General features: G+C 69.7%; 19 protein-coding genes and 1 pseudogene. 11 read left to right on the forward strand and 9 right to left on the reverse strand.

The features are described from left to right. Positions 1–104: 104 nt before the first annotated feature. From QRN44_RS06050 to QRN44_RS06055, 3 genes and pseudogenes are all read right to left on the reverse strand, one after another. Positions 105–2,267, reverse strand: a complete 2,163-nt coding sequence (locus QRN44_RS06050) for a transglutaminase domain-containing protein (RefSeq protein WP_285038560.1) — start codon at positions 2,265–2,267, stop codon at positions 105–107. 36 nt (positions 2,268–2,303) lie between these two features. Continuing rightward, a pseudogene (locus QRN44_RS18590) lies at positions 2,304–2,420 on the reverse strand (DUF2510 domain-containing protein); the annotation flags it as partial. Positions 2,421–2,637: 217 nt separating this feature from the next. Then, complete coding sequence (locus QRN44_RS06055) at positions 2,638–3,264, reverse strand: LysE family transporter (protein WP_285038561.1); 627 nt, start codon at positions 3,262–3,264, stop codon at positions 2,638–2,640. Positions 3,265–3,334: 70 nt separating this feature from the next. On the opposite strand from QRN44_RS06055, the gene QRN44_RS06060 reads away from it, so the two are divergent. Both QRN44_RS06060 and QRN44_RS06065 read left to right on the forward strand, forming a co-directional pair. After that, a complete protein-coding gene (locus QRN44_RS06060; RefSeq protein WP_121291210.1) occupies positions 3,335–3,754 on the forward strand; it encodes an Lrp/AsnC family transcriptional regulator in 420 nt (139 codons plus the stop codon). An 81-nt stretch (positions 3,755–3,835) separates the two neighbouring features. Beyond that, positions 3,836–4,093, forward strand: coding sequence for a hypothetical protein (locus tag QRN44_RS06065; protein ID WP_285038562.1), 258 nt, complete (start codon positions 3,836–3,838; stop codon positions 4,091–4,093). Between the two features lie 30 nt (positions 4,094–4,123). Here the strand turns inward: QRN44_RS06065 and QRN44_RS06070 are convergent, their stop codons facing one another. From QRN44_RS06070 to QRN44_RS06085, 4 genes are all read right to left on the reverse strand, one after another. Beyond that, entirely contained in the window at positions 4,124–4,375 is a 252-nt protein-coding gene (locus QRN44_RS06070; RefSeq protein WP_285038564.1) for a hypothetical protein, read from the reverse strand. Between the two features lie 179 nt (positions 4,376–4,554). Next, positions 4,555–5,091: an MOSC domain-containing protein gene (locus tag QRN44_RS06075; RefSeq protein ID WP_285038566.1), complete on the reverse strand. Its 537-nt coding sequence runs from the start codon at positions 5,089–5,091 to the stop codon at positions 4,555–4,557. A 54-nt stretch (positions 5,092–5,145) separates the two neighbouring features. After that, on the reverse strand, positions 5,146–5,652 hold the full coding sequence (locus QRN44_RS06080; RefSeq protein WP_121291685.1) for a GNAT family N-acetyltransferase: 507 nt from the start codon (positions 5,650–5,652) through the stop codon (positions 5,146–5,148). Between the two features lie 105 nt (positions 5,653–5,757). Continuing rightward, entirely contained in the window at positions 5,758–6,213 is a 456-nt protein-coding gene (locus QRN44_RS06085) for an Lrp/AsnC family transcriptional regulator (RefSeq protein ID WP_079001031.1), read from the reverse strand. Between the two features lie 99 nt (positions 6,214–6,312). On the opposite strand from QRN44_RS06085, the gene QRN44_RS06090 reads away from it, so the two are divergent. Continuing rightward, positions 6,313–6,885, forward strand: a complete 573-nt coding sequence (locus QRN44_RS06090) for an RBBP9/YdeN family alpha/beta hydrolase (protein WP_285038568.1) — start codon at positions 6,313–6,315, stop codon at positions 6,883–6,885. Here QRN44_RS06090 and QRN44_RS06095 read toward each other — a convergent pair. Next, entirely contained in the window at positions 6,844–7,491 is a 648-nt protein-coding gene (locus QRN44_RS06095) for a TetR-like C-terminal domain-containing protein (RefSeq protein ID WP_285038569.1), read from the reverse strand. The two genes, QRN44_RS06090 and QRN44_RS06095, sit on opposite strands and share 42 nt — an antisense overlap. 60 nt (positions 7,492–7,551) lie before the next feature. On the opposite strand from QRN44_RS06095, the gene QRN44_RS06100 reads away from it, so the two are divergent. After that, entirely contained in the window at positions 7,552–8,952 is a 1,401-nt protein-coding gene (locus tag QRN44_RS06100) for an MFS transporter (RefSeq protein ID WP_285038571.1), read from the forward strand. 52 nt (positions 8,953–9,004) lie between these two features. Continuing rightward, a complete protein-coding gene (locus QRN44_RS06105) occupies positions 9,005–9,892 on the forward strand; it encodes a serine hydrolase domain-containing protein (RefSeq protein WP_285038572.1) in 888 nt (295 codons plus the stop codon). 19 nt (positions 9,893–9,911) lie between these two features. Here the strand turns inward: QRN44_RS06105 and QRN44_RS06110 are convergent, their stop codons facing one another. After that, complete coding sequence (locus tag QRN44_RS06110; RefSeq protein WP_064295059.1) at positions 9,912–10,256, reverse strand: hypothetical protein; 345 nt, start codon at positions 10,254–10,256, stop codon at positions 9,912–9,914. Positions 10,257–10,541: 285 nt separating this feature from the next. On the opposite strand from QRN44_RS06110, the gene QRN44_RS06115 reads away from it, so the two are divergent. The 6 genes from QRN44_RS06115 (at position 10,542) to QRN44_RS06140 (ending at position 15,693) form a co-directional block, all read left to right on the forward strand. Further along, positions 10,542–11,783 (forward strand): MFS transporter, encoded by a 1,242-nt coding sequence (locus QRN44_RS06115; RefSeq protein WP_285038574.1) that lies wholly within the window; start codon positions 10,542–10,544, stop codon positions 11,781–11,783. A gap of 88 nt (positions 11,784–11,871) precedes the next feature. Further along, complete coding sequence (gene ykgO, locus QRN44_RS06120; RefSeq protein WP_064295097.1) at positions 11,872–11,994, forward strand: type B 50S ribosomal protein L36; 123 nt, start codon at positions 11,872–11,874, stop codon at positions 11,992–11,994. Between the two features lie 50 nt (positions 11,995–12,044). Then, positions 12,045–13,052 carry a FecCD family ABC transporter permease gene (locus tag QRN44_RS06125; RefSeq protein WP_121291196.1) on the forward strand — a complete coding sequence of 336 codons (1,008 nt, stop codon included), beginning with the start codon at positions 12,045–12,047 and terminating at the stop codon, positions 13,050–13,052. 36 nt (positions 13,053–13,088) lie between these two features. After that, on the forward strand, positions 13,089–14,093 hold the full coding sequence (locus QRN44_RS06130; RefSeq protein ID WP_285038576.1) for an ABC transporter substrate-binding protein: 1,005 nt from the start codon (positions 13,089–13,091) through the stop codon (positions 14,091–14,093). After that, entirely contained in the window at positions 14,090–14,887 is a 798-nt protein-coding gene (locus QRN44_RS06135) for an ABC transporter ATP-binding protein (RefSeq protein ID WP_285038577.1), read from the forward strand. Before QRN44_RS06130 ends, QRN44_RS06135 begins: the two co-directional genes overlap by 4 nt. After that, positions 14,884–15,693, forward strand: a complete 810-nt coding sequence (locus tag QRN44_RS06140; RefSeq protein ID WP_121291191.1) for a class I SAM-dependent methyltransferase — start codon at positions 14,884–14,886, stop codon at positions 15,691–15,693. The genes QRN44_RS06135 and QRN44_RS06140 overlap by 4 nt, the downstream gene beginning before the upstream one ends. Positions 15,694–15,768 lie beyond the last annotated feature (75 nt).

A 15,768-nucleotide genomic window follows, 5' to 3' on the forward strand; every position in this document is an offset into this window, starting at 1 on the left:
CCAACTCCCCCAGCCACATCACGCCCCGACTGGGCACCACAAGACCATCGGGCCGCTGGTCGAGCGGCGGCCGTCAGACCCTCGAGGACGAGGATGCTCGCCGATCAGGGCGTCGCGTACGCGGGGATCGACGAGTCGATCATCCAGTACGTGTCCTCGACCCGCTGCGCGGTGTCGGTGAAGCCCGAGTCGGGGATCATGAGGTACGCCGAGGGGTCGCCGCCATCGTTCCAGGTGGTGTCGACGGCGAGCCACTGCCCGTCCACGAACACCTTGTTCCACGCGTGCGGCCCACCGGAGAGGACGTCCCCGGTCACGACCACCGTCTGCACGCCCGCGGCGTTCGCGAGCGCATTGAAGGCGTAGGAGTAGCTCGCGCACACGCCGAGCCCCTGCAGCAGCGTCCCGGTGGCGTTCCAGGCGTACTCGTAGCCGACCGGGACCCCGTCGAACGCGTCGCCCTGCAGGGTCGCGAAGGCGGTGTCGTCGTACTCGGCGTTCGAGACGAGCCACTCGTTGAGCGCGGTGACCTTCTCCCGATCACTCAGCCCCTCGGGTGCCACTGCCGCCACGACCTCGTCGACGCGTTGCTTGAGTTGCGCCTGCAGCGCCGCCACCTCGTCGTTCGGCAGTGAATACGTCACGAGCAGGGTGTCTCCCCCGTCGCGGAGTCCGACGTAGCTGACGTTGAAGACGTAGGGGTTCTGGGCCCGCGCCTCGTACACGGCGTCGTACGGGTCGGGCGCTCCCGGAGTGTCGACGAACTCGGAGATGTCGATCGACTTCGTCTGGGCGATCAGGTGCCCGGCGAGGAACCGGGTGAACTCGGTGCTGCCGTAGACCGGGTAGTCGGTGGGTGGCACCTCGGACACCGGTTCGGCGTCGGTGTTCTCGGGCGCCACGAAGGCGTCGAACCGCGGCATGCCGGTCGGCGGGGCGGCCTCCTGCGCTGCGGCGTTGAACTGGGCGATGGCCGCGACCGGGTCGGGGGTCGACCGCTTCGTGATCGGGATCCACTCCCCCAGCTGTGTGTTGCGTCCGCGGAGCGGGACGACCCATCGATCGCCGTAGTCGAGCACGGCGCTGTCATCGAGGTACGCGACGGTCGAGCGGGTGCGCCCGTCGACGGACACGAACGGCAGCACCTTCTGCACGTTCTCGATGCCCTCGATGTACCCGCTGGCACCCCAGTTCTTGAGCGCCCGCGTGGAGTTCGACGCGACCTCGAGCGGGAGGAAGCCGGCGGAACGGGTGAAGTCGTACGGCTTGTACGGGGAGAACGAGGTTCCGTCGGTGGCGATCACGCCGAGGTCGAACCCGATCGTCTCGGCGGCGATCTCCTCCTCGCCGGCGTCCTGCTCCTCACCGCCGGCCACGTCGTCCTCGGTCTGCGAGCGGTAGTTGTAGGCCTGCAGCCCGATGTTCTGACGACTGACGAAGGGGGCCTCCTTCGCCTCGAAGCTCTCGGTGTCCCCGGCGGAGGACCACTCGGTCCCGTCGACCTCGGCCACCAGCTTGAAGATGCCGTCGCCCCGCTTGGTGACCTCGTGGTGCACGATCAGGTAGGTGTCGGCACCCTCCACCGACTCCCAGGACAGCGTGACACCGCCGCTGTCGTCGGCCGCTCCAAAGGTCACCTCGGGCGCCGAGTACTCCGACTCGACGGTGAACCTCGTCACGAGCGGCTTGTCCCGCTCGGTGCCGTCCTTCTCGAGCCGGCTCACGAGGAAGTACTCGTCGTGCAGGCCCCACCGGCCTCGGGATGCTCCGGCCTCGTCGAGGATGTCCGCCTCGGTCTTCCCGAACGTCTTCCCGAGTTCGGTTCCGGAGATCGTGACGCCGCCACCGGAGTCGGACTGGTACACCGAGTACTCGGCCTGCTTCGTCAGAGCTGCGTCGTAGAAGACCTGGAACGCCCACGGGGGTGCGTTGCCGCCGCGGTCGAGGTCGTCGGCGTCCGCCCGCTTCTTGTTCTCTGCCTTCACGTTGTAGTCGACGTCGATCTCGAACTCGTGGTCGCGTTCGAGGCCCGCCTGTGGGGCCGTGAAGTCGTAGAGTGCGGACTGGTCGGTGGTGATCCGGCCCTCGTCGCCGCCGGTCACGGCAGGGACCACGACGAACGCCGCCACGACGGCGAGCGCGGCCGCGATCGCAACGCTCCCGGTGACGATGCCGATCGTGCGGCCCCGCCGTTTGCCAGGACGCTTCGGCTGGTGTGGCTGCTGTGGCTGACGCTGGGCCTGCTGTGGGGCTGGTGACTGCTGCACGGGTCGTGGCTGCGATGGCGGCTGCGGCTGCTGCTGCGGAACTCCGCTGTGCACCTGCGGGGTCCACTCCGAGCCGTTCCAGTACCGCTGCCCGGTCGGGTTCCACGGGTCCGCATACCAACCGGCCGGCGTACCCCCACGCGATTCCGTCACCCGACATCCCCCTTCAATCCGAACGCATCACTGCGATGACCCCATCAAAGCAACGCAACATACGTTATTCGATTCACGGGAATCGGGAAGCGAATCGGCCCGCCGTCACCGCACGACCTCGAGCGGTCAGATCGACGCGCCGACGTCCCGGAACCCCTGCGGGGACGTGCCGGTGAGGCCCTGATCGACGGACGAGCCGACGCTCACAGGGCGAAGATCACAGCGCCTGGATGATGAGGGCGACACCGAATACGACGACCAGGCCGTTGCCGACGATGGCCGACCTCTTCCGGAACGCCGGTCCCGTCCTCCGCCGCAGTCCGGCTCCGAGCGCGACCAGCAGCGTCTGCCAGCCGAAGGACGCGAGCCCGACACCCACGATGAAGGCGACCGCCGTCGAGCCTGATTCCGTGAACTCGGTGAGCCCGGTCAGGATCGCCGCGAAGTACACCAGCGTGGCCGGGTTGATCGCCGTCAGGCCGAGGAAGAGCAGGTACCGCTGACGCGAGGGGCCCGAGCGACCTGCGGGCCGTTCCCCGGCTGACGGCTTCGCACGGAGGCCCTGCAGGAGACCGTGCACTCCGAGTGCGACGACGGCGACACCACCGAGGAGCTGCGGCCAGGGAGACCAGCCGTTCGCGATGGGCGCGGCGAGCGCACCGGCAGCGACGGCGACCGTGCAGTACGCCACGTCCACCGTCGCAACGGCGGCGGCCGCAGGCAGTCCACGGCGCAGCCCGCGCGTGATGCCTTCCTGGAGGAGCAGCAGCCCGATCGCCCCGAGCGGTGCGGCCAGGGCGAGCCCGGCGACGGAACCGGTGAGGAGGGCGACGAGAAGGTCCATGCTGACGACTCTGGTGCAGCACACCGGTCGAGACAGTGTGTTCTGGCAGTGAGACGGCATACTGTGTCGCATGGACGACCTCGACAGTGCGATCATCGATGTTCTGCGGACCGACGGGCGCGTTTCGTTCAGTGAGCTCGGTCGTCAGATCGGGTTGAGCACGAATGCGACTGCGGCTCGTGTCCGCCGCCTGGAGCACAGTGGTGTCATCACCGGGTACCGCGCGATCCTCGGCTCCGACGCCCCGGTCGCCGAGGACGGGCTGGAGGCGTTCATCGACGTCCGACTCGACCCCGCGCGTCAGTCGGAGGAGTTCCTGGAGTGGACCCGTCGGATCCCCGAGATCAGAGACGCGGTGCACGTCACCGGTGCTTACGACTACCTCCTCCACATCCGCGTCGCGGGCACCGCGGCTCTCGACCGTCTCCTCCGCAGCATGAAGAACGATGGCGGCGCGACCCACACGCAGACGCGGCTGGCGCTCCGGTAGATCCGAGACCCGAATCCGTCCTCCCGGCGCAGCGACGCGGATAGCATCGCCTTGACCGTCCAGCGAAGAGGAGGAGCCGTCATGTCCACGGATGAGAAGCGGCCGTATGTGCCACTGCGGGACTTGGTCGGCGATCTGACTGCCGCTCCGCTCCCTGAAGGCACACAGGCCGAGGCGATCTTCATGATGGTGAAGCTCGACGACGGATCATGGTGCGTGCGGTCGGTCGGTGACACCTATAACGTCGCGGAGTTCGTCTTGGAACTGAACGGCTACACGCACGCCGTCACGATGACGACCGCGCGCGAGTGGGTCGATGACGAGGACGACGTCGTGTAGCTCAGGGGCGACCCATCGCCCCGTTACGGTTCAGCGAGCGCGCTGGGCGCGGGCCTCCCATTCAGCGCGCGACAGGAACGGCGCGCCTGCCGGCCGGACGACGATCCCGGTCCTCGAGTCGACCTGGTCGAACTCCTGATACTTGAGCCTGAGCGTCGTGTAACCCGCGCGGCGCTCCCGCTGATCGGCTCGCTTGAACGCCGCTTCGACGGCGTAGCTCACGACGATCAGGATGACCGTCGCGGCGAAGGGAACATCCCACGCAGCTCCGACCACCAGCATGATGGAACTGGAGACACCCGCGATGACCAAGAGTACGCAGACGGCCAACAATGTCCTCGCCCAGACCCAGGCGGAAATCGGCACGACCGATGCATACCGCTTCACAACCGCATCCCCCTGTCTCGACCGGAGCCCTGATCGAGCACGGGCGGTGTGATCACGCTACCGCGGAGCTGCCACTACACCGGCGCGAGGGGTTCCCGGGCTCCGTCCGGCAGTTCCACGGTGATCGGGTCACCGGGCTTCACGACGCCGCCGGCGAGCACGACGCCCATGACTCCCGCCTTGCGCACGGTGCGACCCTCGGCGTCCGTGCCGACGACCTGCTTGAGCAGGCCTGGTTCGAAGCGGTCGATCTGGACACAGGGATTCCGAAGCCCCGTCACCTCGACGACGGCGTCCGTCCCGAGCCGGAGCACGGCACCCGCGGGGAGGTCGAGGAGGTCCAGCCCCTCGGTGGTGATGTTCTCGCCCAGCTCACCCGGGGCGAGATCGGCGTCCACCTCCGCGAAGAGCTCCCGGTGGATGAGGTGGACCTGTCGGAGGTTGGGCTGCGTCGGATCCCGTCTCACGCGGGACCGATGCTGCACCGTCGCACCGAAATGCGCGTCGCCTTCGACACCGAGACCAGCGATGAGCGTGATCGCGTCCCGTCGCGGCTTGGAGAAGCGGTGCTCATCGTCGCTGCTGACCGAGACGACACGGGCGTTTGTCATCACTCCAGTGTGCACGGGGCCAGCGCGGATGACCACTCGACCCACACGACACGGTCAGTCGTGCAGGATCACCTGGTACAGGTTGTGGTCCTGCCAGGTCCCGGCGATCCGCAGGTATGACGGCGCCACACCGATGTGCTCGAACCCGGCGTTGCGGAGCACCCGTTGCGAACCGCGGTTGCGCAGCAGGGTGCTCGCCTCCACCCGATGCAGGCGGAGGTCGTCGCGTGCCACCCGCAGGATCGCCCGGACGGCGGCCGTCGCGAGGCCCTTGCCCGCGTACTCCGCATCCACCCAGTAGCCCAACCCGGCGTTCTGGAACGGGCCACGGACGATCCCCGACAGATTGAACCGGCCGACGATGGTCGCGCCGTCGAACAGGCCGAGCGAGTATGCGCTCCCGGCGGCACTCGACGCGAGCTTGCTGGTGAGGTCCGCCGCTTGCGCCGCTTCGGTGAAGAACTCGTCGGATCGGACCGGCTCCCACGGGGCCAGATGGTCGCGGTTTCGCACGTATGCGGCGGCGAGTTCCCGCGCGTCGCCGAGTTCCAAGGGCCGCATGTCGATGCCGTCGGCGAGGTTGATCACGGTGAACACCCGTCAACGGTAGTCGCCGCCGGGTGCACTCGACCACCCCGATGCGACATGCGGACCGCAGAGCGAGATTCAGCGACTGGCGATGGGGTGGGCCGGGTACTCGCGCAGCACCAGGGCCGTGCTCACGGGACCGAACCGACCGATGGCGTCGATGATCTGCTCGAGGCGTTCCGGCGAGGAGGCGTGCACGTCGAGGACGAAACAGTCCTCGCCGGTCACGCGGTAGATCCGGTGGATCTCCGGCAGCTCGTCGAACTGGGTCAGCGACGCCTGGATCTGTGCGTGGGTCGTCCGGAGTCGGACGACGGCGTGCGTCGTGAGCCCGAGCTTCTGCGGCGAGACCCGAGCCCCGTAGCCGGTGATGTACCCGGCGAGCTCGAGCTTGCGGACCCGCGCCGACACGGCCGGCTGGGACAGGTGCACGAGCCGGGCGAGGTCCGTCATCGTGGTTCGCCCGTCGACCTGGAGCACGTCGAGGATCGTCTGATCCGTTCGATCGAAGGAAAGCGAAGCATCGTCCGTCATCTGCTTAGTAAACAACGGATGGTGACGCTCCAGCTGCTGAGACGGAGGGTTCGACTGGCACGCTGAGGGCAGATCGCCCGACCACGACGAAGGAATCCCATGTCGATCATCACCATGCCCGGGATCGGTGGATCCGACGACGCCCACTGGCAGTCCCTCTGGGAGCGCGAGACACCCGCGATCCGACGGTTCGCGCCGGCCTCCTGGGACGAGCCGGATCTCGACGACTGGTCCGCCGCGCTCGACCGGGCGGTGGCAGGTGAGCCGGCGATCCTGGTGGCCCACAGCCTCTCGTGTCTGCTGGCCGTCCGCTGGGCCGTGGCGAACCCTGCACGAGTCGCCGGACTGTTCCTCGTCGCCGCACCCGATCCCGAGGGGCCGCGATTCCCGACGGTCGCCGCCGCGTTCGCTGAAGATCTCGATGTCCGGCCATCCGCACCCGCAGTGCTCGTGACCAGTGACGACGACCCGTACTGTTCAGAGGCACGCGCAGCCGAGTTCGCCGCAATGTGGGGCGTGCCTCGGATCAGCATCGGGCGGCAGGGCCACGTGAACGCCGCCAGTGGACTCGGCGCCTGGCCGGAGGGCCGGCGACTGCTGATCGCCTTCAGTGCGGGGGTCGGGAGGATCTCAGGCGGGCCGCGCTCGGTGGTGACGCCGCCAGTCGACTGACGCGACGCCGTTCAGGACGCTCAGCACGGTCCGTTCGGCCAGGCCGTCGTCGATCGGCTGGTGACCGAAGAAGGCGCGGAAGTAGAGCGGGGCCGCCAGCAGGTCGAGCGTGAGTTCCATGTCGAGGCCGCCCTGGATGTCGCCACGCTCGACCGCGTGCTCGAGCACCGCACGCGAGGTCGCACGGCGGGCCTCGAAGTAGTCGCGGCGGAAGACCTCACGCAACGCCGGGTCCGCCTCGAGGTCGGAGACGAGCCCCGGAAGCGCCCGGGTGATCGGAGAACCCTGGAAGGCGTCCGCCAGGGTGGAGATGCCGGTGATCAGGTCGCAGTGGACGCACCCGGTGTCTGGCGTCGGCGCCGTGCCGAGCACGGAGATGAGCGTGTGCACGACGACCCCGGGCAGGCTGCCCCAGCGGCGCCGTAACGCCGGCTTGCTCGTGCCGGCGGCCGCGGCTACCCCCTCGAGCGTCAGGGCGCTGTAGGGCACGGAGGCGAGCAACTCCACGACCGCGGCGGTCGCTCTCGCGTCGATCGTCGTGTCGCGCGGCCGACCCGGCGGCGGGGGGCTCGCCGCGGACACATCTCCGGGCTCCGTTTGCTCCATTCCTTGATCGTACTCTAGATTCATTACGTTCCGTAGTGGAATGAAACTGAAGGAGTGATCATGACCGACGACACGATGACCGACGACGACACGGGTGGAGTCTTCTCGCCGCGGTTCAGAGGCTTCACGATCGGCATCCTCGCGAGCGTCGGCGCGGTGGCGTTCGAATCGCTCGGCGTTGCGACGATCCTCCCGGCGGTCGCCGCGGAGCTCGGGGGCCTCGGCGGCTACGGCTGGGGGCTCTCGGCGCTCATGCTGGCCAACATCGTCGGCACCGTCGTCGCGGGCACCGACATCGACCGACGAGGACCGGCCCGCACCGTCCTCGTCGGCACCGTCGTCTTCGCGCTCGGCTGCCTGCTCGCCGGACTCGCACCAGGGTGGGGCGTGTTCATCGCGGCCCGCGCCCTCCAGGGACTCGGCATCGGCGCGATCATGGCGTACGCCTACAGTCTCGTCGGCATCGCCTACCCGGCACGGTTGCAAGCCGTGATGTTCGCGTTCCTCTCTTCAGCGTGGACGATCCCGTCGCTCATCGGACCGGTGTTCGCCGGAGCGCTGACGTCACTGCTCGACTGGCGCGTCGTCTTCTGGTCGATCGCACCGCTCACGCTCGTCCTCCTTCCGCTCGTGCTCCCCGGCGCCCGACTCCTGTCGCGTCCGGAGCAGCGCTCGACAGCCGACTCACGGCGCCGCCTCCCGGCGCCGGTGTGGTTCTCGATCCTGCTCGCCGCCGGCACTGGAGCCGTGCTCCTGGGCCTCGAACTGGACGCCCTCCCCGCTCTCACGGCGCTGGTCGTCGGCGGACTCGTCGGCGCTGTCCTGGCGCTGCGGTGGATCCTGCCGTCCGGCACCCTCCGATTCCGCCGTGGTGCCCCGGTGGGGATCGCCATCCGATTCATCCTCTGCGGTGTCTACTTCGGTTCGGAGGCCTTCCTGCCGCTCGGCCTGACGAGTGTCCACGGCCTCGACGTCACCCTCGCCGGGCTGGGCCTCGCCGCCGGTGCGCTCGCTTGGACCGTCGGGTCGTTCGTGCAGGCGCGGATCGACACTGCGCGGCCAGGCAGACGCGCACGGTCGACGCGCGCCGGCATCCTCGTGCTCGTCGGCGGCGAGGCACTCATGGGCATCGCCGTCGCACTGCCTGGCGTGTGGCCGGGCTGGGCCATCGTCGGCTGGACCATCGCCGGGATCGGCATGGGCGTCGCCTTCAACGCCGCGACCTCGGCGACGATGGCGGCGTCCCCGGCCGACACCGCTGGGAGCATCAGCGCGAGTCTGCAGCTCGCGCAGACACTCGCCACCGCGACCATCGCCGGCGTCGGTGGGGCGTTCGTCGCACGCCTCGGCGCCACGACACCGGCCTTCCTGGCGGTCTTCGGACTGACCGCCGCGCTCGGGCTGCTCGGGGCGTCACTCGCCGGCCGCCTGGACGTCGGGAAGTCCGGTCGCACCCGATGAACCCTGCGATGGACGGCGTCCGCGCCGTGCGGGCGTCGGGCAGACTGGAACCGTGACCCGAGCCGAAACGACCCGAGCAACCCTCCTCCGCGACCGCATCGTCCAGCAGGTCGCCGAGCTGGGCTTCGACGCGCACGGCCTGCACGTGCTCGCCGGTGACGACGAAGCCGGGCACCGCTGGACCGAGGACGTCCGTGAGGACATCCACTCCGCAGCGAAGGGCGTCTGTGTGCTCGCCGTCGGCATCGCCATCGACGACGGTCTCATCACGATGGACACCACGCTTGGCGCGGTGTTCCCGGAAGTCGACTTCGGCGAGGGTACCGCCGACGTCACCCTCCGCCACCTCCTGAACATGACGAGCGGCGTCGACCTCCCCTGGTCACCGACCCTGCTGTCCGACTGGCCGGACCTCGCCCTCGAGTTCCTGAGCAGGCCGTCCCGCGGTCGTGTGTTCCAATACTCGAACGCCAGCACCTACACGGCGATGCGCGCGCTCGAGACCCGGGTCGGCGACGTCGGCGACTACATCGAGCAACGACTCCTCACACCGCTCGGCATCCACGACGCGCCCTGGGAGCGGTGTCCCCGCGGATTCATCGCGGCCGGCGGAGGGCTGCACCTCCGCACCACGGAACTCGCGCGCATCGGCCGCCTCATCCGCGACCGCGGCCGGTGGGGAGGCGAACAGCTCCTGTCGCCGGAGTGGATCGACGCCATGCACACCGAGTGGGTGCCCTCCGGCACCGGCGATGGCTACGAGCGGTATGCGCTCGCCGGGTGGGATGGTCCTGGCGCGGCCTGGCGACTCCACGGGGCCTACGGGCAGCTCGTCATCTTCGCCGGCGACGCCGTGGTCACCATCACGGCCGAGGACCACGAGGGGGCCGACCGCATCGCAGCCTCCGTGTCCTCGCTCCTCACCGACACCGAGGACTGAGTCCGACTGCGGGCGCGGGTCAGCTTCCTGCGCGGAGCACTCCCGCCGCCGCTTCGACGGTCGAGACGAACGTGGCGCCGACGCTCCGGTGCCCGGACCGGATCTCCTGCTGAGGAGCATCGGAGACCACGACCACGTCGATGTCGAGGATGCGACAGACACGCGCTTTGTACGCGATGTCGACGCGGTCCCCGACTCGCGGGCACAACACGACCGCACTCGGAGGGAACCGGTCGTCCGTGAGCATCTCACCCCAGGACGACGCCGCGATCGTCACCTGCAGATCAGGTGCGTGGGAGCCGAGCCACGACACGGCGGACGCACGGGCGCGGTCGTCACTGTCCAATACGCCGACCGTTCGCATCGATACCTCGTCACTCGTCACCGCATCCGGATTCACACCCCGATGGTGTCGGCGTCATCCGTAAGATACCAGCGCTGGGCCCGCCCGCGGAGCACGGAACCCGAACTCCACCGCATGACCCACCCACGCCTCACGCGGACCGTCCACCGCGGGCGACTCACGATGCTTGCGCCCCGCAGGCCTGGCGGGCACGATGGACGGGTACCGCGGTGTCGTGGTGATCGTCGAAGCCCAGGCCGAATTGTCTGCCGATCGATCCCCCGCTCCGCCTCGGAGGCATCGTCCATGACGACTGCTCGCTCATTCCCGCCCTCCATCCTCGGCCACTTCCGCTCAGCCGCCCGCCGGTACCGCGGCGTCCTCGGCTACCCCGGCGCGCCCCGGTTCTTCCTCGCTGCAGCTCTCGCCCGGTTCGGCGTCGCCATGACCGGACTCGGGCTGCTGTTCTCGATCCAGCACGCCACGGGGTCGTTCGCGGCCGCAGGGGCGGCGACGGGGGCGTTCGCGCTCGCCGAGGCGGTGGTCGGCCCGCAGATCGCCCGACTCACCGACCGGTGGGGACAGACGGCGACCGTGCCGGTGGCCGTACTCGTGCATGTCAGTGCAGTCGTCGTCGCGATCGCCACTGCAGGACATGCGCCGTTCGGCATCACCCTGGCGATCGTCGTCGTCGCGGGTGTCGCGATCCCGCAGCCCGGTGCCCTGTCGGCGGCGCGCTGGTCGCGGCTCCTCCCGGAGCCCGATGCGCTCCGGACCGCCTTCGCCCTCGAGGCGAACGTGAACGACGCGGTGTTCCTGTCGGGACCGATCCTCGTGACGCTCATGAGTACCTCGCTCGCGCCGTGGGCGGGATCCGCGGCTGCAGGGATCCTCGTGGCCACCGGCTGTGTCGCCCTCTCACTGCAACGCTCCACCGCCCCGAAACCGCGACGTCGACCGGAGTGCGGGGCGGACATCCACCGCTCCACCCTCCTCGCCCCACCGTTCCTCGCGGCGCTCGGGGTGAACCTCGGGCTGGGGTGCTTCTTCGGTGCGGTACCACTCCTCGTCACGGCGGCGGCGACGGCGGAGGGACGACAACCCTTCGTCGGACTCGTCCTCGCGCTCTCCAGTGCCGCGAGCATCGTCGCCGGCGCGCTGTACGGTGCGCTGCGATCGACTCCGCAGCCCCGGACCGTGCAGCTGATCGCGTCCGTCGTCCTCACGCTCGCCGTCGTCGTCGGTGCCGTCTGGCCCGCCCTGCCCGGGCTGGCGATCATGCTCCTCGTCGGCGGGACCGCGATCGCACCGCTCCTCGCCTCGTCCTCGCAGATCGTGCAGGCGACGGTCGTCCCCCAGGAACTGACGCAGGGGTTCACCTGGATCAACTCGGCTTCCGCCGCGGGTATCGCGGCGAGCGCCGCGCTCACCGGTCGGCTCGTCGCACAGGGAGGGGTCGAGGCCGCGATGCCGCCGCTCATGATGCTCGTGCTGATCGCGGTCATGGCTGCAGCGTCGGCGTTCCGGACACGCACGCCCGTCGACTGAACGGCACTCCGAGCGGCGGTCGATGTGACATCGGCGAGATCCACCCAGTATGGTATTGATAACCATTATCAATACGGAGGGTGCGGTCATGAAGGTCAGGAACTCGTTGAAGTCGCTGAAGAAGATGCCAGGAGCGCAAGTGGTCCGCCGACGCGGTCGCGTCTTCGTCATCAACAAGCTCAACCCACGCTTCAAGGCGCGTCAGGGTTGAGCGAGGTCGTCGTCGCGTCGATCCGGCGTGGCCGCCGGCATGACGCGGCGATGACCGTCAGTCTTGCCATGCTCGCCGTGGCGACGATCCTCATCGCCGTGGCGATCGGCCCCGTCCCCATCGAACCGCCGACGGTGGTCGCTGTCCTCGCCCGGCACCTCTTCGGGAGCGCACCCGGCCCCTGGCCGGACTCGGTCGATCAGATCGTCTGGATCACGAGAGCGCCGCGGGTGGCGATGGGACTCGTCGCCGGCGCCGTGCTCGCCGTCGCGGGAGTCATGCTGCAGGCCCTCGTCCGCAATGCGCTCGCAGACCCCTATCTGCTCGGACTCAACTCGGGCGCTTCGACGGGTGTGGCCCTCGTCGTGCTCGTCATCGGCGGTGGCGGCGCGCTCGTCGTCGCCGGCGCCGCATTGGCCGGGGCCATCGGCGCGGTGCTGCTGGTCGTCCTGCTCGCCGGGATGGCGAATCGACGCGGGCCCTTGCGCTTGGTCCTCGCCGGGCTCGCCGTCGGGTACGCGCTGAACGCCACCACGAGCTTCCTCGTCTTCTCCAGCGACGCACCGGAAGCGGCACGCTCCGTGCTGTTCTGGCTCCTGGGGTCGCTGGCGTCGGTGCAACCGGCCGCCCTCCTCGCCGCGGCGATCTCCGCGGTGATCGGCCTGAGCGCCCTCATCGTCCTCGCGCCCTGGACCGACGCCCTGGCATCAGGCGACGACTCGGCCAGATCGGTCGGACTCGATCCCGAGCGAGCGCGGATCGGACTGATGGTGGGCGTCTCGGCGATGGTCGGCGTGACGGTGGCGGCCGTCGGGGGCGTCGGCTTCATCGGGCTCGTGATCCCCCACCTCGCGCGCCGGCTCGTCGGCGGACGCCACCGGGCCGTGCTCCCCGTCGCCGCCCTGCTCGGCGGCATCGTCCTCGTCATCGCCGACACCATCGCAAGGACGGCGTTCGCTCCGCAGGAGATCCCGGTCGGTGTGATCACCGGGATCCTCGGCGCGCCATTCCTCCTCGCGCTCCTCCGCCAGGGCCACGGTGCCCGGTCCGAGACATGAGCCCCTCCCCTCCCCCCTCAGAACGGAAGACACCCGATGACCACACCCCGACTCCGGCGAGCGCTCCTCGCCGCGACCGTCCCAGTGCTCGCGCTCGGCATCCTGAGTGCCTGCTCGGCCACCACCGCAGCTGAGCCCTCTGGCGCTCCGAGCGACACCGGCTTCCCGGTCACCATCGACAACTGCGGTTCGACGATCACCCTGGACGCGCCGGCCCGACGCATCGTGCTCGTGAACGACGACGAACTGCCCAACCTGGAGGCGCTCGGAGCCGTCGACCGGATCGTCGCCATCACCGCGACCCCACAACCGGGCCTGTACGCGGACGCCACGTACGACGCACTCGACGCCCTGTCGCCGCTCACCACCGAGCAGAACGCGACGGGCGGTTCGGTCGTCTCCCAGGAGAGCATCCTCGGTGCGTCGCCGGATCTGGTCATCGCCCCCGAGAACGCCGTCGACCGTGACGCGTTGGCGGCGAGCGGGATCCCCGTCTACTCGCCCACCGCCTACTGTTCGAACCCCGACCCGGCGCTCAGCAGGACGGCGACCTTCGACCGGGTCTGGGACGAGGTCCGGTCCCTGGGCGGCCTGCTCGGAGCGGGCGAGCAGGCCGAGCAGGCCATCGCCGCAGCGAAGGCGACGGTGCAGTCACCTGCTCCCGACGCGGGGACCGCCGCTGCCCTCTACGTCTCGTCCGGCGGCGCCGTGCTGTCGCCGTACGGCGGGCCGAGCATGGTCACCCCGGTCTTCGCGGCCGCGGGCCTCACCAACGTGTACGCGGACTCCGATCAGCGGGTCTTCGACGCCAGCGTGGAGGACATCATCTCCCGCGATCCCGGCACGATCGTGCTGCTGTACTCGAGCGGCGACCCGCAGAGTACGATCGACGCCTTCCTGAGCACGCCGGGGGTCTCCGGGCTGAGCGCCGTCCGTGACGACCGGGTCACAGCGCTCCGCTTCCCGTACACGGATCCGCCGAGCCTGCTCTCGATCAAGGGCCCTCACGAGCTCGCACGGCTCCTGGACGATCTCGGATGATCGAGGCCGCGGCGGTGACCGTCCGCTCCGGTGGCCGCACGCTGCTCGACGCCGTCTCCTTCACCGCACCGACCGGTAGCGTGACCGGGATCGTCGGGCCGAACGGCGGCGGGAAGACGACGCTGCTGCGCGCGATCGTGCGAGCCGTTCCGATCGAGCGTGGTCGGATCACCGTCGACGGGCAGGACGTCGGCACGCGGCGCCGACGGTGGATCGCCCGCAGGGTCGCCGAGGTCGGCCAGCGAGTCGACCCGGACCCGGGGCTGCGCGTCGTCGACGAGGTGTCGTTGGGCGGTCTCGCAGAACACGGGGTACTCCGCGTCGGTGGCACCACCCACGACCAGGAGGTCGCCGCCGCGATCGACGCGGTCGGGCTGACCCACCGGGCGTTCGACCGCCTGGCCACCCTGTCCGGAGGAGAGCTCCAGCGGGTCGCCCTCGCCCGAGCCCTCGCGCAGCGTGCGCCGCACGTCCTGCTCGACGAACCCACGAACCATCTCGACCTCAGACATCGGCTCGAGGTCGTCGCGCTCCTGCGCACGATCGCACCCACCGTCGTGGTCGTGTTGCACGATCTCGACCTCGCGGCTCAGGCCTGCGACCACCTCGTCCTCCTCCACCACGGCCGCGTCGCCGGTGCAGGCCCACCGCGGGACGTCCTGCATCCCGACCTGATCGAACGGGTCTACGACGTGAGCACCCACCGGCACGAGGACGCGGCCGGCCGGGTGCGCTTCGAATTCTCACTGCCACCGGAACGACACCTCCACCCCGACACCAAGGAGTCCCCATGACCGAATCCATCTCCACCGACGACGCGACGACGCTCGCGACCGCTCGGAGCCTCGCATCGCGCTGGGATGCGCAGCAGACCGGCTACATCAGGCATCGAGCAGAGCGGTTCGACACCATCGCGCGGGTCGTCGCGGCGATCTGCGCGGACTCGCCCGCGCCCCGCATCCTCGATCTCGCGGGCGGGACGGGCTCTCTCGCCGAGCACGTCCTCGCAGCCGTCCCGAATGGTCGGGCGGTCGTCGCGGACAAGGACCCCGCGCTCCTCGCCATCGCCGCCGACCTCTCGGCAGCAGACCCGCGGCTCTCGATCGCGGAGGTCGACCTCGCCGACGCCGGCTGGGCCGCGCATCCGCTCATCGCGGACGGCCGGTTCGACGCCGTGGTCTCCTCGACGGCACTGCACTGGCTCCGACCCGCCGACCTCGTCGACGTCTACCGCGCACTGCCCGCCCTCATCCGGCCGGGCGGCATCGTCTTGAACGGCGATCACCTCTCGTACAGCGGACACCACGAGTCGACGCTGGCCGACATCGCCCGCACCGACGACGAGGCGATGCAGCAGGAGACCTTCTCCGGCGACACCGACACGTGGGACGGCTGGTGGGACGCGGTCGCGGCCACGCCGCGCTACGCCGACGCGCTCCGCCGTCGTGACGAGGTCTGGGGTGCATCGCTCCACGAGGCGCCGCCGAAGGTCACCCTCGGCTTCCACCTCGAGACACTCCGCAGCGCGGGGTTCGCCGAGACCGGGACCGTCTGGCAGTACCTCGACGACTACGTGCTCTACGGCGTCATGGCGAGCTGACCGCCTGAGGACCCCACAGGCCGACCTCCGTCCTGCTCGACGGAGCGGCGTTGCAGAGCCGGCGGCACTCGTCAA

The sequence above is a fragment of the Plantibacter sp. lyk4-40-MEA-4 genome (assembly GCF_030209415.1).
Classification (GTDB): domain Bacteria; phylum Actinomycetota; class Actinomycetes; order Actinomycetales; family Microbacteriaceae; genus Plantibacter; species Plantibacter flavus_A.

What these genes read in the sequence shown, in the direction of transcription:
- QRN44_RS06115 (WP_285038574.1), top strand. Translation starts at nt 10,542, where the DNA reads ATGACGACTGCTCGCTCATTCCCGCCCTCCATCCTCGGCCACTTCCGC.
- QRN44_RS06090 (WP_285038568.1), top strand. Translation starts at nt 6,313, where the DNA reads ATGTCGATCATCACCATGCCCGGGATCGGTGGATCCGACGACGCCCAC.
- QRN44_RS06055 (WP_285038561.1), bottom strand. Translation starts at nt 3,264, where the DNA reads ATGGACCTTCTCGTCGCCCTCCTCACCGGTTCCGTCGCCGGGCTCGCC.
- ykgO (WP_064295097.1), top strand. Translation starts at nt 11,872, where the DNA reads ATGAAGGTCAGGAACTCGTTGAAGTCGCTGAAGAAGATGCCAGGAGCG.
- QRN44_RS06095 (WP_285038569.1), bottom strand. Translation starts at nt 7,491, where the DNA reads ATGGAGCAAACGGAGCCCGGAGATGTGTCCGCGGCGAGCCCCCCGCCG.
- QRN44_RS06110 (WP_064295059.1), bottom strand. Translation starts at nt 10,256, where the DNA reads ATGCGAACGGTCGGCGTATTGGACAGTGACGACCGCGCCCGTGCGTCC.
- QRN44_RS06075 (WP_285038566.1), bottom strand. Translation starts at nt 5,091, where the DNA reads ATGACAAACGCCCGTGTCGTCTCGGTCAGCAGCGACGATGAGCACCGC.
- QRN44_RS06065 (WP_285038562.1), top strand. Translation starts at nt 3,836, where the DNA reads ATGTCCACGGATGAGAAGCGGCCGTATGTGCCACTGCGGGACTTGGTC.
- QRN44_RS06140 (WP_121291191.1), top strand. Translation starts at nt 14,884, where the DNA reads ATGACCGAATCCATCTCCACCGACGACGCGACGACGCTCGCGACCGCT.
- QRN44_RS06130 (WP_285038576.1), top strand. Translation starts at nt 13,089, where the DNA reads ATGACCACACCCCGACTCCGGCGAGCGCTCCTCGCCGCGACCGTCCCA.
- QRN44_RS06125 (WP_121291196.1), top strand. Translation starts at nt 12,045, where the DNA reads ATGACCGTCAGTCTTGCCATGCTCGCCGTGGCGACGATCCTCATCGCC.
- QRN44_RS06085 (WP_079001031.1), bottom strand. Translation starts at nt 6,213, where the DNA reads ATGACGGACGATGCTTCGCTTTCCTTCGATCGAACGGATCAGACGATC.
- QRN44_RS06135 (WP_285038577.1), top strand. Translation starts at nt 14,090, where the DNA reads ATGATCGAGGCCGCGGCGGTGACCGTCCGCTCCGGTGGCCGCACGCTG.
- QRN44_RS06060 (WP_121291210.1), top strand. Translation starts at nt 3,335, where the DNA reads ATGGACGACCTCGACAGTGCGATCATCGATGTTCTGCGGACCGACGGG.
- QRN44_RS06100 (WP_285038571.1), top strand. Translation starts at nt 7,552, where the DNA reads ATGACCGACGACACGATGACCGACGACGACACGGGTGGAGTCTTCTCG.
- QRN44_RS06070 (WP_285038564.1), bottom strand. Translation starts at nt 4,375, where the DNA reads ATGCTGGTGGTCGGAGCTGCGTGGGATGTTCCCTTCGCCGCGACGGTC.
- QRN44_RS06080 (WP_121291685.1), bottom strand. Translation starts at nt 5,652, where the DNA reads ATGCGGCCCTTGGAACTCGGCGACGCGCGGGAACTCGCCGCCGCATAC.